The sequence below is a fragment of the Streptomyces sp. NPDC057249 genome, from assembly GCF_042669245.1.
GTDB lineage: Bacteria > Actinomycetota > Actinomycetes > Streptomycetales > Streptomycetaceae > Streptomyces.
On the sequence record NZ_JBHUXS010000005.1, the window covers coordinates 279,038 to 296,921 of the forward strand.

At 72.1% G+C, this 17,884-nt stretch carries 22 protein-coding genes; 9 read left to right on the plus strand and 13 right to left on the minus strand.

Features of this window, described 5'->3' with window-relative positions:
• Positions 1-8: 8 nt before the first annotated feature.
• Positions 9-1,508, minus strand: coding sequence for a peptide MFS transporter (locus ACFUJY_RS12020; protein ID WP_383297873.1), 1,500 nt, complete (start codon positions 1,506-1,508; stop codon positions 9-11).
• A gap of 156 nt (positions 1,509-1,664) precedes the next feature.
• On the opposite strand from ACFUJY_RS12020, the gene ACFUJY_RS12025 reads away from it, so the two are divergent.
• The 5 genes from ACFUJY_RS12025 to ACFUJY_RS12045 all read left to right on the plus strand — a co-directional run bounded on the left by ACFUJY_RS12025 (position 1,665) and on the right by ACFUJY_RS12045 (position 6,898).
• Complete coding sequence (locus ACFUJY_RS12025; RefSeq protein WP_383297874.1) at positions 1,665-2,675, plus strand: polyprenyl synthetase family protein; 1,011 nt, start codon at positions 1,665-1,667, stop codon at positions 2,673-2,675.
• 228 nt (positions 2,676-2,903) lie between these two features.
• Complete coding sequence (locus ACFUJY_RS12030; RefSeq protein WP_383297876.1) at positions 2,904-4,160, plus strand: outer membrane lipoprotein carrier protein LolA; 1,257 nt, start codon at positions 2,904-2,906, stop codon at positions 4,158-4,160.
• A gap of 79 nt (positions 4,161-4,239) precedes the next feature.
• Positions 4,240-5,175, plus strand: coding sequence for an ATP-binding cassette domain-containing protein (locus tag ACFUJY_RS12035; RefSeq protein ID WP_383297878.1), 936 nt, complete (start codon positions 4,240-4,242; stop codon positions 5,173-5,175).
• A complete protein-coding gene (locus ACFUJY_RS12040; protein ID WP_383297880.1) occupies positions 5,162-6,118 on the plus strand; it encodes an ABC transporter permease in 957 nt (318 codons plus the stop codon). Before ACFUJY_RS12035 ends, ACFUJY_RS12040 begins: the two co-directional genes overlap by 14 nt.
• Positions 6,119-6,310: 192 nt before the next feature.
• Positions 6,311-6,898, plus strand: coding sequence for a TetR/AcrR family transcriptional regulator (locus ACFUJY_RS12045; protein WP_383297881.1), 588 nt, complete (start codon positions 6,311-6,313; stop codon positions 6,896-6,898).
• A 7-nt stretch (positions 6,899-6,905) separates the two neighbouring features.
• On the opposite strand, the gene ACFUJY_RS12050 is transcribed toward ACFUJY_RS12045, so the two are convergent.
• A complete protein-coding gene (locus ACFUJY_RS12050; protein ID WP_383297883.1) occupies positions 6,906-7,736 on the minus strand; it encodes a hypothetical protein in 831 nt (276 codons plus the stop codon).
• A 61-nt stretch (positions 7,737-7,797) separates the two neighbouring features.
• The gene (locus tag ACFUJY_RS12055; RefSeq protein WP_383297885.1) at positions 7,798-8,604 is read right to left on the minus strand and encodes an HAD family hydrolase; all 807 of its coding nucleotides are present in this window, start codon (positions 8,602-8,604) and stop codon (positions 7,798-7,800) included.
• 131 nt (positions 8,605-8,735) lie between these two features.
• On the opposite strand from ACFUJY_RS12055, the gene ACFUJY_RS12060 reads away from it, so the two are divergent.
• Positions 8,736-9,260 (plus strand): hypothetical protein, encoded by a 525-nt coding sequence (locus tag ACFUJY_RS12060; RefSeq protein WP_383297886.1) that lies wholly within the window; start codon positions 8,736-8,738, stop codon positions 9,258-9,260.
• Positions 9,261-9,299: 39 nt separating this feature from the next.
• On the opposite strand, the gene ACFUJY_RS12065 is transcribed toward ACFUJY_RS12060, so the two are convergent.
• Both ACFUJY_RS12065 and ACFUJY_RS12070 read right to left on the minus strand, forming a co-directional pair.
• Complete coding sequence (locus tag ACFUJY_RS12065; protein WP_383297888.1) at positions 9,300-9,749, minus strand: hypothetical protein; 450 nt, start codon at positions 9,747-9,749, stop codon at positions 9,300-9,302.
• Between the two features lie 70 nt (positions 9,750-9,819).
• Positions 9,820-10,746 carry a zinc-binding alcohol dehydrogenase family protein gene (locus ACFUJY_RS12070; RefSeq protein ID WP_383297890.1) on the minus strand — a complete coding sequence of 309 codons (927 nt, stop codon included), beginning with the start codon at positions 10,744-10,746 and terminating at the stop codon, positions 9,820-9,822.
• 86 nt (positions 10,747-10,832) lie between these two features.
• Between ACFUJY_RS12070 and ACFUJY_RS12075 the strand changes: the two genes are divergently transcribed.
• Complete coding sequence (locus ACFUJY_RS12075; RefSeq protein WP_383297891.1) at positions 10,833-11,303, plus strand: MarR family winged helix-turn-helix transcriptional regulator; 471 nt, start codon at positions 10,833-10,835, stop codon at positions 11,301-11,303.
• A 36-nt stretch (positions 11,304-11,339) separates the two neighbouring features.
• Here ACFUJY_RS12075 and ACFUJY_RS12080 read toward each other — a convergent pair whose 3' ends face one another.
• The 4 genes from ACFUJY_RS12080 to ACFUJY_RS12095 form a co-directional block, all read right to left on the minus strand.
• Positions 11,340-11,993, minus strand: a complete 654-nt coding sequence (locus tag ACFUJY_RS12080; protein WP_383297892.1) for a GNAT family N-acetyltransferase — start codon at positions 11,991-11,993, stop codon at positions 11,340-11,342.
• A 98-nt stretch (positions 11,994-12,091) separates the two neighbouring features.
• Complete coding sequence (locus tag ACFUJY_RS12085) at positions 12,092-12,313, minus strand: DUF397 domain-containing protein (RefSeq protein ID WP_383297894.1); 222 nt, start codon at positions 12,311-12,313, stop codon at positions 12,092-12,094.
• A 23-nt stretch (positions 12,314-12,336) separates the two neighbouring features.
• Entirely contained in the window at positions 12,337-12,546 is a 210-nt protein-coding gene (locus ACFUJY_RS12090) for a DUF397 domain-containing protein (protein ID WP_383297896.1), read from the minus strand.
• On the minus strand, positions 12,543-13,370 hold the full coding sequence (locus ACFUJY_RS12095; RefSeq protein WP_383297898.1) for a helix-turn-helix transcriptional regulator: 828 nt from the start codon (positions 13,368-13,370) through the stop codon (positions 12,543-12,545). Before ACFUJY_RS12095 ends, ACFUJY_RS12090 begins: the two co-directional genes overlap by 4 nt.
• Before the next feature lie 107 nt (positions 13,371-13,477).
• Here ACFUJY_RS12095 and ACFUJY_RS12100 point away from each other — a divergent pair, with 107 nt between their 5' ends.
• Positions 13,478-13,717 carry a hypothetical protein gene (locus ACFUJY_RS12100; RefSeq protein WP_383297900.1) on the plus strand — a complete coding sequence of 80 codons (240 nt, stop codon included), beginning with the start codon at positions 13,478-13,480 and terminating at the stop codon, positions 13,715-13,717.
• A 144-nt stretch (positions 13,718-13,861) separates the two neighbouring features.
• On the opposite strand, the gene ACFUJY_RS12105 is transcribed toward ACFUJY_RS12100, so the two are convergent.
• Positions 13,862-14,320, minus strand: a complete 459-nt coding sequence (locus tag ACFUJY_RS12105; protein WP_383297902.1) for a carboxymuconolactone decarboxylase family protein — start codon at positions 14,318-14,320, stop codon at positions 13,862-13,864.
• Positions 14,321-14,407: 87 nt separating this feature from the next.
• On the opposite strand from ACFUJY_RS12105, the gene ACFUJY_RS12110 reads away from it, so the two are divergent.
• On the plus strand, positions 14,408-15,259 hold the full coding sequence (locus ACFUJY_RS12110; protein WP_383297904.1) for a sigma-70 family RNA polymerase sigma factor: 852 nt from the start codon (positions 14,408-14,410) through the stop codon (positions 15,257-15,259).
• Positions 15,260-15,343: 84 nt separating this feature from the next.
• Here ACFUJY_RS12110 and ACFUJY_RS12115 read toward each other — a convergent pair whose 3' ends face one another.
• The 3 genes from ACFUJY_RS12115 to ACFUJY_RS12125 form a co-directional block, all read right to left on the minus strand.
• Positions 15,344-15,802, minus strand: a complete 459-nt coding sequence (locus tag ACFUJY_RS12115) for a VOC family protein (RefSeq protein ID WP_383297905.1) — start codon at positions 15,800-15,802, stop codon at positions 15,344-15,346.
• Complete coding sequence (gene rarD, locus ACFUJY_RS12120; RefSeq protein WP_383297906.1) at positions 15,790-16,794, minus strand: EamA family transporter RarD; 1,005 nt, start codon at positions 16,792-16,794, stop codon at positions 15,790-15,792. The genes ACFUJY_RS12115 and rarD overlap by 13 nt, the downstream gene beginning before the upstream one ends.
• Positions 16,795-16,910: 116 nt before the next feature.
• On the minus strand, positions 16,911-17,771 hold the full coding sequence (locus tag ACFUJY_RS12125) for an SDR family oxidoreductase (RefSeq protein ID WP_383297908.1): 861 nt from the start codon (positions 17,769-17,771) through the stop codon (positions 16,911-16,913).
• Positions 17,772-17,884: the final 113 nt, after the last annotated feature.

Below are 17,884 nucleotides of genomic sequence, written 5' to 3' on the forward strand. Positions count from 1 at the left end.
GGCGTACCTCAGTGGACGGGGTGCATCGTGCGCCTGAGCCAGGGGGCGGCGGCGATGACGGCCACACCGGCCACCACCGCCACGGCGCCGTTGACACCGAAGTAGGCGGGGTTGGACACCTCGCCGTACAGCTTCACGATCTGGGCCTGGATGCCGTTGGCGAGGGCCAGCGAGAGGAACCAGAGGGCCATGGTCTGGCTGGCGAACGCCCGCGGGGCGAGCTTGGTCGTCGCCGACATGCCGGAGGTCTCCAGCAGGATGTCGCCGAGACCCAGCAGCAGATAGGAGCCGACGATCCACCAGGCGGCCATCTTGTAGGTGTCGCCGGTGTGCCCGGAGGTGGGCAGGACCATCAGCAGGAACGAGAGACCGCCGAGGATCACTCCGATCGCGATCTTGTTGGACGCGTGCGGCTGACGCGGCCCCATCCTCGCCCAGACGGCCGCGACCACCGGGGCGAGCAGCACCTCGAAGGCGCCGAGCGCGGAGGCGTACCAGCTCGCCGGGAAGTGGAAGCCGAAGATCTCGGTACGGGCGTTGGTCGACGCGAGCAGCATCATCGTCGAGTACGCCTGGAAGAGGATGAAGTTGAACACCACGGACGCCAGGAACAGCACCACGTACGGGCGCAGCCTGCCGCGCTCGTCGGCGGTGACCCGGGGGCTGCGGAACATCACCGCGAAGTAGACGACGGGCGCGATCACCGAGATCAGGGTGAGCACGTCCACGAACCGGTCCATGGTCAGCCACCCGGCCAGGGCCAGCGCAGTGGCGACGGCCGCCACCACCACGGCCCCGACGACGATGAGCAGGACCGCCCGCCGCATCGGCCCGGGGGCCAGGGCGAATTCGGCGGCGTGCTTTCGCCCGGCCAGGTGACGGCGGCCCGCCACGTACTGGATGAGGCCCAGCGTCATGCCGAAGGCGGCGGCCGAGAACCCCCAGTGCCAGCTCGCGTGGTCACCGAGCCAGCCGGTGATCAGCGGACCGAGGAACGCGCCGATGTTGATGCCCATGTAATAGAGGGCGAAGCCCGCGTCCCGCCGCTCGTCGTCCGTGCGGTAGAGCTTGCCGACCATCGTCGCCACGTTGGGCTTCAGCAGCCCCGTACCGGCACTGATCAGACCCAGGCCGACCCACGTCATCGCGTCGGTGGGCACCGCCATGGCGTAATGCCCGCAGGCGATCAGGACGCCCCCGTAGAGCACCGCCCGGTACGAGCCCAGGATGCGGTCGGCCAGCCAGCCGCCCGCCACCGACACCAGATAGACGAGCGTGCCGTACGCGGCCGAGACGGACGCGGCCGTCCCGGCCTCCATGCCCATGCCGCCGTGGGCGACCGTGTCCGCGAAGTAGAGGACCAGGATCGCCTGCATGCCCAGGAAGGAGAACCGCTCCCAGACCTCCAGGCCGGACAGGGTCATCAGACCCCGGGGCTGGCCGAAGAAGGCGTGGTCGTCGGCCGGGGGCGGCTGCGCCGGTTCGGTGTCTGCTGCGGCGTGGGACAAAGCGGCAACTCCTGATCGTATGAGCTGATCCCGAACATACCGGCGGTGGCGGGAAGGCGCCCACGGTGATCCAAAGGGGACCGGATACGCTGACTTGAGTGGTGACAACGACACATCGACATTCCGTGTGATCGTCAGCAGACAGGAGATCCCCTCGTGACCGTCGTCGGGCCGTTCGGACTGAGCGTGCGGGACCAGGCTCTTGAAGCCGGTGTCCAGGCCGGTTTGGCTGCTGTCGAGTCGGGCCTGCTCGATGCCACCAAGAGCGACGTGCCCTTCATCACGGAAGCCGCCCAGCACCTGGTGCGCGCGGGCGGCAAGCGGTTCCGGCCGCTGCTCGCGATGCTCGCCGCCCAGTTCGGTGACGCCGACGCACCGGGCGTGGTGCCCGCGGCCGTCGTGGTCGAGCTGACCCACCTCGCGACGCTGTACCACGACGACGTCATGGACGAGGCCGATGTGCGGCGCGGCGTCGACAGCGCCAATTCCCGCTGGGGCAACTCGGTCGCCGTACTCACCGGCGACTTCCTCTTCGCGCGCGCCTCGCACATCCTGGCCGACCTCGGCCCGGAGGCCGTCCGCATCCAGGCGGAGGCGTTCGAGCGCCTGGTCACCGGCCAGATCCTGGAGACCGCGGGCCCGCGCGACGGCCGCGACCCGGTCGACCACTACCTCGAAGTGATGCGCGGCAAGACCGGCTCCCTGATCGCCGTCGCCTGCCGGTTCGGCGCGCTGATGGCCGGCGCCGACGAGTCCGCGGTGGACATCCTCACCCAGTACGGTGAACGGCTCGGCGTCGCCTTCCAGCTCGCCGACGACGTCCTGGACATCGCGTCGGACTCCCACGAGTCCGGCAAGACCCCCGGCACCGATCTCCTGGAGGGCATCCCGACCCTCCCCGTCCTCCACCTCCGGGCCCAGGCCGCGGCGGACGGCAAGCCGGACGACCTGGCCCTCGTGGAACTGCTCGACGGCGACCTCGCCGACCCGGACCGGCTCGCCGAGGCGCTCCGCCGGCTGCGCGCCCACCCGGCGCTGGCCCAGGCCCGCCGCGACACCGTCCGGTACGCCCAGGAGGCGCGGGCCGTGCTGAAGCCGCTGCCCGAGTGTTACGCGAAGCTCGCCCTGGAAGAGATGTGCGACGCGGTGGTCCACCGCGCCGGCTGACGGGGCCTCGGGTCCCTGACGGCCCAACCCCTACTGGACGGCGGAGAAACGGCCGTCCGCAGTCATACCGAAGAGGTACGCGAGGTTGCTCCCGGGGGCTGACGCTTCGGGCCGCCCGATTTGGTCAGATGGAGAACAACCACTCCTGACCAAAACGGGTGAGAATGGCGGCACGGAGTGGACGAGTGCATCCCGACGGAAGCCGCCGACCACGGAGGTAGGGCACACATGGCACCGAACGACAGCGCGGAGACCGGCGGCACGGCCGCCCGGAGGCCCGCCGGCCGCCGCAAGGCCGCGCGTTACATCGTCCCCGTAGCGGTGGCGGGGGTGGCGGCGGCGACGATCGGCCTCGTCCCGGCGCTCGCCAGCTCGGGCGACCCCGATCTGCCGAAGATCACCGCTCAGGAACTCATCGAGAAGATCGCCGCCTCGGACACCGAGCAGTTCTCCGGCACGGTGAAGATCAGCACGGACCTCGGCATCCCGTCCATGGGCGGCCTGGCCGGCTCGTTCCTGTCCGGCGCGGCCGGGGGCGGCGACGGCGGCGAGGACACGTCGAGCGCCGACCCGCAGACCAAGCTCACCGAACTCGCCTCCGGCACGCACACCCTCCGGGTGGCCGCCGACGGCCCCGACAAGCAGCGCCTGTCCGTCCTGGACAAGGCGTCCGAGTACAGCCTGGTCCACAACGGCGACGACGTCTGGGCGTACGACAGCGGCTCCAACGCGGTCTACCACGCCGAGGGCGAGGGCGAGGCCCCCCACGGCAAGGACCGGGCCGCCCCCGAGGGCGTCCCGTCCACGCCGAAGGAGCTCGCCGAGGAGGCGCTGAAGGCCGCCGACGGCACCACGTCCGTCACGGTGGACGGCACCGCGCGGGTCGCCGGGCGCGACGCGTACCGCCTGGTCCTGAAGCCCGAGCAGAAGGGCTCCACGGTCGGGTCCGTCACCATCGCCGTGGACGCGGAGAACGGCGTGCCGCTGAAGTTCATGCTGCAGCCCAGCAGCGGCGGCAAGGCGGTCGTGGACGCCGGTTTCACCTCGGTCGACTTCGGGAAGCCCGCCGCTTCCTCGTTCGCCTTCACCCCGCCCAAGGGCGCGAAGGTCACCGAGGCCGACGACGCCGGGGCCAAGGGCCACGGGAAGGAGGCCCGCGAGGCCGCCGAGAAGGCGCGGCGCGACCTGGTCACGTCCGGGGACGCGGAGGGCGCCGTCGCCCCGAAGATCATCGGCAAGGGCTGGAACAGCATCGCCGCCTTCAAGACCCCCGGCGGCGCGGCCCTGCCGTCCGAGGCGTCGAAGGACCTCCCGGCGGAGGCCGGGCAGTTCCTGGACGCGCTCGGTGACAAGGTCAGCGGGAAGTTCGGCTCGGGCACGGTCTTCAAGACCCGCCTGATCAACGCGCTGATGACGGACGACGGCCGCGTCTACGTGGGCGCGGTCACGAAGGACGCGCTGGTCGCCGCCGCGAACGCGGGCTGACGCCCAGGTGCCCCGCCCGCCCCGCCGTGTGCTTCGCGGCGGGGCGGGCGCGAGCGTACGACCCAGTGGGGAGCACACCATGGCAGTGCCCGTCATCGAGACGCGCGGGCTGACCAAGCGCTACCGGGGCGGCCAGCTCGCCGTGGACGGCCTGGACCTCACCGTCCCCGGCGGCAGCGTCTTCGGCTTCCTCGGGCCCAACGGCTCCGGCAAGACCACCACCATCCGGATGCTGATGGGCCTCATCGCCCCGACCTCCGGCACCGCGAGCGTCCTCGGCCGCCCCATGCCGGACGCCTCGCGCACCGTCCTCCCCGAGGTCGGCGCGCTGATCGAGGGACCCGCGCTGTACGGGTTCCTGAGCGGCCGGGACAACCTCCTGCGGTTCGACCGGGCCGACCCCACCGCCGATCCGCGCACCCGCGCCGCCCGGGTCGGCGAGGCGCTGGAGCGGGTCGGGCTCGCCCCGGCGGCCGGGAAGAAGGCGCGGGCCTACTCGCTGGGCATGAAGCAGCGCCTCGGCCTCGCCGCCGCGCTGCTCAGGCCGCGCCGGCTGCTCGTCCTGGACGAGCCGACCAACGGCCTGGACCCGCAGGGCATGCGCGAGATCCGCGCCCTGGTCCGGGAGCTGGCGGCGGACGGCACCACGGTCTTCCTGTCCTCCCATCTCCTGGACGAGATCGAGCAGGTCTGCACGCACGCCGCGGTGATGGCCCGGGGCCGCCTCCTCACCCAGGGCCCGGTCGCGGGCCTGGCCACGGGCGGCCGGCTCGCCGTCACCACACCGGACCCGGCGGACGCGGCGCGGGTGCTGAAGGAGCACGGCGTCACGGGCGTCACGGTGGACGGGGACCGGGTCCGCGCCGACGCCCCGCCGGGCACGGTGGAGCCGGCCGACCTCAACGCGGCGCTGGTGCGGGCGGGCGTCCGGGTGCGCGCGTTCGGCGTGGAACGGGCGTCGCTGGAGGACGCGTTCGTGGCCCTGACGGGAGAGGGATTCGATGTCGCGAGCTGAGGGGGCGGCCGGGGCCGCCGGGGAGCCGGCCGCGGAGGCCGCCCGCGCAGGGGCCGTCCGTCCGGGAGCCGAGGGGCCCGTCCGCGCGGACGCCGCCCGCAGCCCCCTGTGGACGTTCGGCATCCTCCGCTCCGAGCTGTTCACCACCCTGCGCCGCTGGCGCACCCTCGCCCTGCTCGGTGTGCTGGCCGCCGTTCCCGTCCTGATCGGGATCGCCGTGCGCATCGAGACGGCGGACGGCTCCCCGGCCGGGCCCGGCGGCGGGGAAGGCGGGCCCGCGTTCCTGTCGCAGGTGACCAACAACGGGCTCTTCCTGGTCTTCGCCGCGCTCGCCGCGACGCTCCCGGTCTTCCTGCCCATGGCCGTCGGCGTGATCGCGGGCGACGCGGTCGCGGGCGAGGCCAACGCGGGCACCCTGCGCTATCTGCTGGTCGCCCCGGCCGGCCGGACCCGGCTGCTGCTCGCCAAGTACGCCGCCACGCTCGCCTTCTGCCTGGTCGCGACGCTCGTCGTGGCGGCGTCCGCACTGGCCGTGGGCGCGCTGCTGTTCCCGGTGGGGGACGTCACGACGATCTCGGGGACGACGATCGGCTTCGGCGAGGGCCTGGTACGGGCGGGGGTCGTCGCGGTGTTCGTGGCGGCGTCCCTGACCGGCTTCGCGGCGCTCGGACTGTTCGTCTCGACCCTCACGAACAGCGGGATCGCGGCCATGGCGGCGACGGTCGGGGTGCTGATCACCGTCCAGATCGTGGACACCATCCCCCAGCTGAGCGGGGTCCACCCCTACCTCTTCCCGCACTACTGGCTGTCCTTCGCGGACCTGTTGCGCGAGCCCGTCTACTGGACCGAGGTGGTCAAGAACCTGGAGCTCCAGGCGCTGTACGCGGCGGTGTTCGGCTCTGCGGCCTGGGCCCGGTTCACGGCGAAGGACATCACCGCCTGACCGGGAGCCGCGCCCGTACCGTCGGCCGGCGAGCCGTCCCCCGATCGGCTCGTCGCGGCACGAACGGCACGAACGGCGCGGAAACCGAAGGAACGAGCCGACACGGTACGTTCCGTTTCCGCGAAAGCATTGTTCGACTTGTGGCGACGCGCTGTCAATAAGGTTTGGCTCAAACAGACCTATGCTCACCGAATGAACACATCGCCGAGTTCACTGCGCCGGAGCGAGAGCTCACGCAGGGCGACCCTGCAAGCCGCCCTCGACCTCTGTACGGAGAGGGGCTACGGGCGGGTCACGGTCGAGGCGATCGCGGCGCGGGCGGGCGTGAGCAAGAAGACGATCTACCGCTGGTGGCCGTCGAAGAGCGCGGTGCTGCTGGAAGCCTTCACGGAGATGCTGGTGTCGGCGACCCCGTTCGTGGACACCGGCGACATCGCGAGGGACCTGCGCACCCACCTCACGGGCGCGGTGAACGTCCTCGCCGTACCCCCGTTCGGCCCCGCCTACGCGGGCATCCTCTCGGAACTCCACCACGACGACCAACTGGCCGAAACGGTTCGCACGCGGCTCATCGACCCCCGCTTCCAGGAGGCGGTCGGCCGGCTGCGCAGCGCCCAGGACCGGGGCCAGATCCCCCCGGACGCGGACCTCGACCTCGCGGTGGAGATGCTCTACGGCCCCCTGTACTACCGCCATGTGCTCCGAAAGCCGATGCAGGACGCGGAGGACGTGGGGAAGCTGGTGGACCACGTGCTGCGGGCGCTGGGGGCGACGGTCTAGTGCGGCACTAGCCGGTGAGCGCCTCGGTGAGCGGCCAGAAGGTGAGCCCCAGGCCCAGGGTCAGGACGCCCGCCAGCATGGGACCCACGACGAGTCCGACGACCACGTACAGGATCGTGGGCTGAGGGGCGTACGGCTCGTCGGGGCGGCGCGGGTCGTAGCGCACCTCGATCCTGCGCGGGTCGCGGCTGACCACCCTTCCGCTCCCGACGTAGAGGCGCTCCCGGCCCTCCGCGTCGGTGAACCGCCAGGTCTCCTTGTGCGCGTTGTTCCGGCCCGCGAAGTCCGCCGCGACCGTGATGCCGTGACGCCGGGTGGACCGGTGGTCCCGCGCGATGCCGGCGCCCAGCTGCGCGAAGCGGCCCACGGCCAGCAGCAGGGGCGCCCCGAAGACCGGCATGAGCCACCGGCCGGGCCCTCCCGTCGCCGCGGCGTGGACCACGAGGGCCGCCCAGACGGCCACCGCGCACCCGGCCGCCACGACCGCTCCGGTGCGTCGGGCCAGGAGCAGACGCCAGGCCGGGGCCTCGGGCGCCTCCTCGGTCACCAGCTCCATGCCGTCGCGGGGGGCGCGTTCCTCCGGCAGCGCGGCGGTCACCGCCGTGACGAAGGCCGCCACGGCGGCCGGTGAGGCCCGGGACACCACGAAGACGGCGGGATCGCCGCCGGCGCTGGTCAGCTCGATCTCGACCGTGTCGCCGCCCGCTCCTCCCGCTCGCACCTCCCGGATCGCCCGCACCGGAACGCGCCGGAGGGCGCCGTCCTTCTCCAGCAGAACCGACCGGTCGTCGAAGTGGGCCGTGATGCCACGGCCGCGCAGGATCAGAGGGGAGGCCATGCCGGTATGACCGCGCACGCGGCCACAGGGTTGCCCCGGCGGCGTCGGGCGGACCGGCACCTCAGCCGAAGAGCCGTTCGAGGACGACCGCTATGCCGTCGTCCTCGTTGGACAGCGTCACCTCGTCGGCCGCCGCGCGCAGCTCCGGGTGGGCGTTGCCCATGGCGACCCCGTAGCCGCAGCTGCGGAACATCGGCAGGTCGTTGGGCATGTCGCCGAACGCGATCGCCGTGCGCGGGTCCACGCCCAACTCCTCGGCGGCGAGCGCGATCCCGGCGCCCTTGTCGATGCCGTACGGCTGGAGCTCGACGGTCCCGGGACCGGAGTGCGTCACCGTGGCGAGGTCCCCGACGACCGCCCGGGCCTCGGCGGTCAGCGCCTCGTCGCTCAGCTCGGGGTGCCGGATGAGCACCTTGATCACCGGCTCGGTCCACAGCTCGTCCCGGTGCCGGGTCCGCTGCGCGGGCAGCGTGGCGTGCGGCAGCCGGTAGCCGGGCTCGATGAGCGTGCGCCCCTCGGCCCCGTCCTGGTCGACGGCGGCGAAGACCTGGCCCACCTGGGCCTCGATCTTCCCGAGCGCGGTCCCGGCCGCCTCCCGGTCGAGCGTGACCGCCCGCACGGTGCGCCGGGCCCCGGCGTCGTACACCTGCGTGCCCTGCCCGCAGACGGCCAGCCCTTCGTACCCGAGCCCGTCCAGCAGCTCCCGCACGCCGGGCACGGGCCGCCCGGTGACGACCAGGTGGCGGGCGCCGGCCGCTCGGGCCAGGGCGAGCGAGGCGCGGGTGCGGGGGCTGACGGTGTCGTCGCCGCGCAGGAGGGTGCCGTCGAGGTCCGTGGCGACGAGGGCATATGCGGGTGGGATGGGCATGGTGGCAAGCGTAGGCGCCGGATTCCGGCGCCCGGCCGTGAGTTGTGGCGGGGCAGGCGCGTGAGGTAGAGGGCGAGGAATCTGACAACAAGGGTTGTCGAATCACGTCTCGACAACTAAAGTTACGAGACATGGGGAACTCTGGGGAGATCGAGAACGCGGTGACGGGTCAGGACGTGGACCGGGTGGCGCTGGACGCGGCGCTGCTGGAGGCGCTGAACCCGGTGGCCGCGTCGCTCCAGGCGCGGGCGACAGGGCTGCCGCCGGACCGCATGTGGGCGGCGGAGCCGGTGGAGGTGTCGCTGTCCGTCCTGGCCGCGTGGAAGGTCGTGGACGAGGAGGTCAAGCGGCTGACCGCGATAGCCGCCGGGACGGCCGGCTCGTACGGGGCGAGCTACGAGCGGCTGGGGGCGGCCTGGGGGATCACGCGGCAGGGCGCCCGCAAGAAGTGGCCGGACGCGGTGGGGAGGCGGCGCGAGGCGAGCACGCTGGAACTGTTCGGCGGGAGGGTCGAGTTGAGCTGGGACGAGGTGCCGGGGGGCTGGTGCTGGTCGGGCCGGGGCGCCGACGGTACGGACGACGCGGGGCGCGCGTTCCCGACGAAGGAGGAGGCGGCGGCCCACGCGGGGGCGTTCCTGAAGGAGCATGCGGAGTAGGGGGCGTTCTGGCGGCGAGCCGGCCTTCTCGCGCGCGGCTCACCAGGGCGGGCGGGTGTCGCGGAGCGCCTCCGGGGTCTGCTCGGGCAGGAACTCGTGCCCGTCCGTGCGCAGCAGCATGCCGGGGTCGGGTTCGAAGTACTCGTCGGGCGGTGCCGGCATGTGGAAGCGCTCGGTGCGCGGGAGGGCGACCTCCACGAGCCGGCCCTCCTGGAACATCCACAGCCCGAAGCAGTCGTCGTCCTGGTCGCGCAGAAGGACCTGCACCGTCAGCGGATCCGGCCACGGCAGCGACTCCAGGTGCCTGAGCAGGCCCTTGCGGGCACGTACCTTGTCCAGTTCCAGGGCCCACCCGATCCCGTAGTCCCAGTGCCCCACTATCGGAACGAAGCGGCCCCGCCACGTTCGTTCCGAATCGTCCCTGGTCAGGGGCTCCATCACTTCGTGCGCCCGGCGGGCGAGCACGATGACCTCGGCGTCTCTGCTCATGGCGGAGTATTGCCGCATCCGCCTGTTCCGCCGCAACGGATTTCCCGACCGGCCGGCGTGCGGCGAGATCTCACGGGACCGTGAGGACGACCTTGCCCCGGTTGGTCCTGTTCTCGATCGCGGCGTGCGCGAGGGCCGCGTCGGCGAGCGGGTGGGCCGCGTGGACGGCGGGGCGCAGGCTGCCCTCGGCGTGCAGCGCCCACAGTTCGGCGATCCATTGGGCGTAGAGCGCGGGCCGGGTCCTGGCGATGTGCGCCACCTGGAAGCCGATGACCGACGTGCCGCCGACGAGGAGGTCGTACGCCTCGATCGTGCCGCCGCCCGAGCTGTAGGCGACGAGCCGGCCACCGGGGGCGAGTGCGCGGACGGCCCGGGGAAGGAGATCGCCGCCGACCGCGTCCAGGACGATGTCGCAGGGCTCGCCCCAGCTCTCGTCGGTGTACGTCACCACCTCGTCGGCCCCCAGCGACCGTACGAAGTCCGCCTTCGCCGGATCGCCCACGGCCGCCACGACCCGGGACGCGCCCCGGAGCCGGGCGAACTGGAGAGCCAGGTGCCCGACCCCGCTCGCGGCGGCCGTGACGAGGACCGACTCGCCCTTCTCGGGCCGGGCGGCCTCCAGGACCCCGAGCGCGATGGCGCCGCTGCGGACGAGCGCGACGGCGTCCTGGGCGGTGGCCCCGGCGGGGATGGCGGACGCCATCGTCTGGTTCAGCAGGGCGTACTCGGCGTACGCGTGCCCGAAGCAGAGGCCGGTGACGCGGTCGCCCACGGTGTGCGCGCTCGCGCCGTCCCCCAGCGCCGCCACCTCCCCGGCGATTTCGCCGCCGAGCGGGATGGGCTCCCGGCTCTCGCGGACCTTTCGCACGACCGGCAGGGTGACGCCGACCGCCTGGACCTTGACGAGGAGTTCGCCGGGTCCGGGCGTGGGCACGGGCGCGTCCTCCTCGAACAACACCTCGGGCCCGCCGCTGTGTTCATACCGCATGCGCCGCATGGCGATGACCTCCGACCGACCGGCTTCGTTGGGAATCCCAACGGTAAGCTCAAAGTCGTGGGGAAGTCCAACGATTCCTGGATACGATGCGAGGCATGGCAGACAAGGCAGCAGCCACGACGGCTCCGAGCCGCATCCACCCGCTCCCGAGCTGGCTCCTGGGCCGGGCGGCGGCCCGCGGCCGGTCCTTGGTGGCGGATGCGCTGGCCGGGCACGGCATGAAGATGTGGCACCACGTGGTGCTCGCGGCGGCCGAGGACCTGGAACCGGTGGCCCAGGCCGACCTGGGCCGCGCGGTCGCGCTCGACCCGAAGGACCTGGTCGGCATCCTGAACGACCTTCAGCAGGAGTCCCTGATCGTCCGCGCCCCGGACCCGAAGGACCGCCGCAAGAACGCGGTAAGCCTGACGGCGGCGGGGCGCCGCCGCCTGGAGGAGTGCACGGCAGCGGGCGACCGGGCCAACGCGGAACTGCTGGCCCCGCTGAACCCGGACGAGCGGGCCCGGTTCCTGGACATGCTGCGCCGGATCAGCGGACTCGACCAGGCGCCGCTCTGATCTCGCGGCACGGGGAACGGAACGGCGCCGCGTAGGTCAGCGGGCGGCCTCCGACGGCTCGTACCAGAGGCTGGCCATCGGGGAGCGCGTGGCCCAGCCCAGCGAGGAGTAGAGCGCCCGGCCCTCGGGCGTGCCGACCAGGAGGCCGGTCCTCGCGCCGGCTTCGTACGCGGTGCTCTGCAGCGTGCGCATCACCAGGCTGCCGAGCCCCTTGCGCCGGTGGTCGGTGGCGGTCTCGATCTGGTCGGCCACGGCATGGGTGCCCACCAGGGCGATCTGCCCACGGGCGGCGAAGTGCCCGGCCTGCGTGCGGACCAGCACGCGGATGACGCCGCCCCGGGCCCAGCTGGTGAGCGTGTAACCGGCCGGCGCCTCGTGAGGCTCCGGCGCCAGCGGGCGGGTCATCAGGAAGCCGGGAACGTCGCTTTTCCAGCCCGGCCCGAGCCAGGGCAGGACCGCCTCGTCCTCGGCGAACAGCTTCAGCCACGTCCCGGGCGCGCTCGTTCCGGCGACGATCTTGCGCACGTCGGCCTCGGTGGGCTCCGGCAGCACGTGCCGGGCGACGTGTCGGGGTTGTCCGACGTCGATCGTCCATCCCCACGGTTCCGCGACCGGGTCCGCGGCGCCCCGGGACACGATCCAGCCGTCGATCCACATCCGCACAAGCTCGCTGATCCCTATGTCCGGCATCGCCGCCCGCCCCCTGAGCTGTAATAGGTAATAGCGTCGAGTGAACCTTACGCAATGAGTGCGTGGCTCGCCACGGAGGGGGTGGGGGCGATCTCAGGTCAGGACAGGTCCCGTGCCGGGCTGAACCCGTCACGCTTGAGTCCCGCGACGAAGGCGGTGAACGCTCCGGCGTGGAGGGGGAGGGTGGGCCCGTCCGGGGCCTTGGAGTCGCGGACGGGCACGGTGCCGGTGGTGGCGACGAGGTTGGTGGCGACCTGGACGCAGTCGCCGCCGTTGTTGCTGTACGAGGAGGTGTACCAGCGGGGGGTCTCTGTCGCCACGGGGCTTCCCTTCGTAGGGGGGATCAGGCGGTGTCGAACCTGCCGTCCTTGATGCCCGTGACGAAGGCGGCGTACACGTCGGCGTGGAGGCCGAGGGCGGGGCCGGTGGGGTTCTTGGAGTCGCGGACGGGGACGGTGCTGGTGGTGGCGGCGAGGTTGGTGGCGACCTGAACGCAGGCGCCGCCGTTGTTGCTGTAGGAGGACGTGTACCAGCGGGGGGATTCGGTCGTCACGGAGTGCCCTTTCGTAACTGCTCGATCATGGCCACGGACGACGCCTGAGAGCGCGCCCCGGCTTGTAGCTGATGGTAGGCCGTCAACTGAGGCAGGACGAACGAGCTTTCACGTTCCAAGTGGCCCATCTGGGCGGACTCCGCGTAGGACATCAGCGAGCGATCGGGCATCGTCAGTATGTAGAGAGGCAGGTCGAAGGGGCGACTCGCGCCCATCGTGAACGGGGCAATCTGGAGCACCGTGGTAGGCAGCTCTGCAAATGCAAGCAGGCGGTCAAACTGTGCGTTCATGACGTCGGGTTCGCCGATGGGGCGGCGAACGCAGCTCTCGTCCAGCACCACTAGGACCAGCGGGGGGTTCGGCCGCAGAAGCGAAGCCTGCCTCTCCGCGACGAGTTCCACCCGCTGGAGCGCCTGGTCGGTCGTGATCGCCCCCCGCTTGACGGCGCTCTCAGTCAGTGCCCTCGCGTACTCCGGGGTTTGAAGCAGGCCGGGAATGACGCCGACCTCGTAGAGCCGGATCTCGGCGGCCCGGCTCTCGTGTCTCACGTACTCGGGGAAGCCCTCCAGTAAGGCCGTGTCCCGTGCCGCCCGCGCCTGGCGCTCGAACAGATCCCCGGTTCCAAAGGCTCTGTCAGCTCTGTTCGCGAAGCGGGGAGTTGGAGGTCGTCGACCAGTTTCAGCGGCCGAGATATGCGTCCCCGAGTACCCCATGATCGCTCCCAGCTCGTCCTGGGTCCAGCCGCGCTCGTCTCGTAACCTGCGAAGACGTTCGCCAAAGGCCGCGACTAGTGAATCCTCGGGGTTCAGCTCCTTGCGGTTCACGGCTCACCGCCCAACTCTCCGTACAAATCGTGCAAGTTGAAGACCTCTGCACTGTAGGCCACGCTGAGCCCGCTTGGTAGTGGAACGACTACGGAGAGGTACGAGCTATGTCTGTGGACGAACAGACTCCCGCCGTCGGGGCGATCATCGTGGACGTCGGTCGGTGGGATCAGCCGCTGGTCGGGGAGTTCCGAGGGGTTGCCGGCCCTTACTGGACGCTCCGGTCACCGAAGGGCGGTACGGAGTGGGAGGTGCGGCCCGAGCACACCCGGGAGGCGACCCCCGCCGAACGGCTCGCGGCGCGCACCGCCCGGGAGAACGCCCGCAGCCGGGGCGAGGTCGCGTGAGCGCCCCGGAGGAGCCCGAACCGTGCCGCACGTGCCAGGAGTTCGACCTCGAAGAGGCCGTCGCCCGGAGCGAGCGGGACGGGAGCCGGGAGACGGACGCCCGGGTGCTGCGCAGGCGGCACGTGGAGGCGGCGCACGCGGGCGTCAGCCCCACGTCTTCCCGGCGGGCTCCTTGATCGTGCGGTTGATGCGGTTGAAGAAGTTGGTCATGGCGATCTCCAGGTTGAGGGCTCCGATCTCCCCCTCGGTGAAGTGGGCGTTGGCCTCGTCCCAGATCTCGTCGGTGACGCCGGGCGCACCGTCCTGGAGCCGGGTGGCGCCCTCGGCGAGGGCGAGGGCGGCGCGCTCGGCGTCGGTGAAGAAGGGGGCCTCGCGCCAGGCCGCGACGTTGTGGAGTCGCTCGTCGGTGTCGCCGGCCTTCTTCCCGGCGGTCACGGCGGCGTAGACGCAGGCCGAGCAGCCGTTGATCTGGCTGACGCGCAGATGGACGAGGGCGAGCAGCCGAGGGTCGACGCCGCCGGCGGCGATGGCCTGGTGGAGGTGCCGGACGGCGGTCCACAGGTCGGGGTTGGCGGCGTTCTTGTCCTTCAGGCGGTTTTCCATGATGGGGGAAAGCTCCTTCGTGGGGTTACCTTGCGGCGCTGGTGTGCGTCACCCCTATGACGGAGCCGCTGCCACGGAGGTAACAAGATGACGCTCGCCGATGCTTTCGAGTCCCACCGCGACCGGCTGAGGGCGGTCGCGTACCGGATGCTCGGGTCGCACGCGGACGCGGAGGACGCGGTCCAGGAGGCATGGCTGCGGCTGTCGCGCCAGGAGCCCGGCACGATCGAGAACCTGGGCGGCTGGCTGACCACGGTGGTGGGCCGGATCAGCCTCGACGTGCTGCGGTCGGGCCGGACGCGGCCGGAGGTGTCGTACGACGACGGGCCGGAGTACACCGTGACACTGGACGACGCCCCCGCGCCGGAGGAGCTGGCGACGATCGGCGACTCCGTGGGCCTCGCGCTGCTGACGGTGCTGGACTCGCTGCGGCCGGACGAACGCCTCGCCTTCGTGCTGCACGACGTGTTCGCGGTGCCGTTCGCGGAGGTGGGCCCGATCCTGGGCAAGTCGGCGGACGCGACGAAGATGCTGGCGAGCCGGGCGCGGCGGAAGGTCCAGGGGGCGCAGCGGCCGGCGAGCGCGGACCGGCGGCAGCGCGAGGTGGTCCAGGCGTTCCTGGCGGCGGCCCGGGACGGCCACTTCGAGCGGCTGCTGGAGGTCCTGCACCCCGAGGTGAAGCTGACCGCGCACACCCCGGACGGCACGTTCGTCACCCTCGGCGCCACGGAGGTCGCCACCCGGGCCCGTGTGGGCGCCGCCGCAGCGCACGGCCTCCCGGCCACCGCCAACGGCCTCCCGGCGATTCTCGCCTGGACCCCGGAGGGCACCCCGCTCTCGCTGCTCGTCTTCACGGTCACCGACGACCGCATCACGGAGATCACGGCGCGGGTGGACCCGGCGGAACTGGCGCGGATGGACTTGCCGGAGCGGGCGTAACGGGCTGCGGAGGGGGCGCGGTGTGTGCACACACCGGGCCCGAGCAGGCGAGTCGGGTGGCGCCCTCAGACTCCCGTCCCGCGTCTACTGGACGCAGAACTCGTTGCCCTCCGGGTCCGTGAGCACGGTCCACCGGCCGCCCGGTTCCTCGGCCTCGCGCACGACCTTCGCACCCAGCGCGACCACCCGCGCCACCTCCGCCTCGCGGCGCTCCGGGCCCGCATGCAGGTCGAGGTGGAGGCGGTTCTTCCCGGTCTTCGGCTCCGGGACGCGCTGGAAGAGCAGCCGGCGGCCGTGTCCGGCGCCGCTGTCCTCGTCGTACGGGTCGTCGGGGTGCCGCACCGCCGCCAGGTCGAGCCAGGCGCGTCGGCCGTGCGCGGTGGTGGTGAGGGCTTCCGGTACGGCCCCGACGCCCAGCAGGCGTTCGATCAGGGGGCTGTTGTCCTCGATCTCGTAGCCGAGGGCCTGGGCCCAGAAGCCGGCCTGGGCGTGCGGGTCGGCGGCGTCGATGACGACTTTCCACTCAAGGGTCATGACCGGCATTCTGTCCCGGCGCCGGGGCTTTTGCCGGGTGAGACCTCGATCCGGTCCGCTTCCGCTCCCGCGCCCGTCGCCGTCGCGGCCGAGCGGGCCGCCTGCGCCCGGACCCGGTTGCGGCGCGCGGTCCGCAGCGCATCCCAGGTGAGGACGATCAGCGCCACCCACACCAGACCGAACCCGGCCCACCGCTCCGGCGGCATCTCCTCGTGGAAGTAGGCGACACCCAGCAGGAACTGGGCGATCGGGGTCATGTACTGGAGCAGCCCGATGGTCGAGAGCGGGATGCGGATCGCGGCGGCCCCGAACAGGATCAGCGGCACCGCCGTGACGACACCGGTCGAGGCGAGGAGCGCGGTGTGCCCGGCGCCCTCGGAGGTCAGGGTCGAGGTGCCCTGCGCGCCCAGCCAGATCAGATAGCCGAGCGCGGGCAGGAAGAGCACGGCGGTCTCGACGGTGAGCGATTCCAGGCCGCCCATGTCGACCTTCTTCTTGACCAGGCCGTACGTCGCGAAGGAGAACGCCAGGATCAGCGAGATCCACGGCGGCTTCCCGTAGCCGACGGCCAGCACGAGCACCGCCACGACGCCGGTGGCGACCGCCGCCCACTGCGCCGGGCGCAGCCGCTCGCCCAGGAGCAGGACGCCCATGGCGATGGTGACCAGCGGATTGATGAAGTAGCCGAGGGACGCCTCGACGACATGGCCGCTGTTGACGGCCCAGATGTACAGGCCCCAGTTGACGGTGATCGTGGTCGCCGCGATGCCGAGCAGCCCCAGTCTGCGCGGCTGCCGCAGCAGCGGGCCGATCCAGGACCATCGGCGCAGGACGAGCAGCAGGACCGCCACCACGCCGAGCGACCACACCATGCGGTGGGCCAGGATCTCGACCGCCCCGGCGGGCTTCAGCAGCGGCCAGTACAGCGGGACGAGGCCCCACATCCCGTACGCGGCGAACCCGGAGAGGAGTCCGGCCCGCTGGTCATTCGTCCCCTGCACGGGCCCCTCCTGGTGGGTGGCTGTCGTACGACCGTCAACCACATGAAGGTAGCGCCGCCGGGGTCCGGTGTCATACCCGTATCGTCAGACGGTCATGACACCGGACGGGGTGCGGATCAGAGCGCGGCGACCGCGGCGGCGACGGTGTCGGGCACCGGGGTCGTCGGGCGGCCGATCAGGCGGGCCAGGTCGCCGCTGGTGCCGGCGAGACGCCCGTGCCGGACGGCCTGGTCGACATCGACCAGGATCGCCGCGAAACCCTCGGGCACTCCGGCGCCGGTCAGGATCTCCTGGTGGACGGCGGCCGGGACGTCGTTGTGGACGATCTCCTTGCCGGTGGCCTTCGCGACCTCCGCCGCGTATGCGGCGTAGGACCAGGCGGTGTCCCCGCTCAGCTCGTACGCGCGGTTCAGGTGGCCCTCGCCGGTCAGGACGGCGGCGGCGGCCGCCGCGTAGTCGTCGCGGGAGGCGTAGGCGATGCGGCCGTCGCCCGCGCTGGCGACGACCGCGCCGTGCGCCAGGACCGGGGCCAGGTTCTCGGTGAGGTTCTCCGTGTACCAGCCGTTGCGCAGGAAGGTGTACGGCAGGCCGGAGTCCAGGATCAGCTGCTCGGTCGCCCGGTGCTCGTCGGCCAGCGTGAAGTCCGCGTCGGGCCCGCCGAGTGCCCCGGTGTACGCGAGCTGGGCGACGCCCGCCGCCTTGGCCGCGTCGATGACCGCGGCGTGCTGGGGGATGCGGCTGCCGATCTCGTTGCCGGAGATGAGGAGGACCCGGTCGCCGGGGCGAAAGGCGTCCGCCAGGGTCTCGGGGCGGCTGTAGTCGGCGATGCGCAGCTCGACGCCCCGGGCGGCCAGACCGGCGGCCTTCTCCTTGTCGCGGACCACGGCGACGACCTCGGCGGCGGGGACGGCGGTCAGCAGGTGGTCCACGACGAGCCGGCCGAGTGCTCCGGTGGCTCCGGTGACGACGATGCTCATGGGGTTCTCCTCGTTCGTTCGCTTCGTTCTTACACCACCCTACGGAACGCGCTAACTAAAAGAAAGCGGTCCGGGAGTGACCCTTGTCCCGGACACGCGAGAGCGCGCCGGTC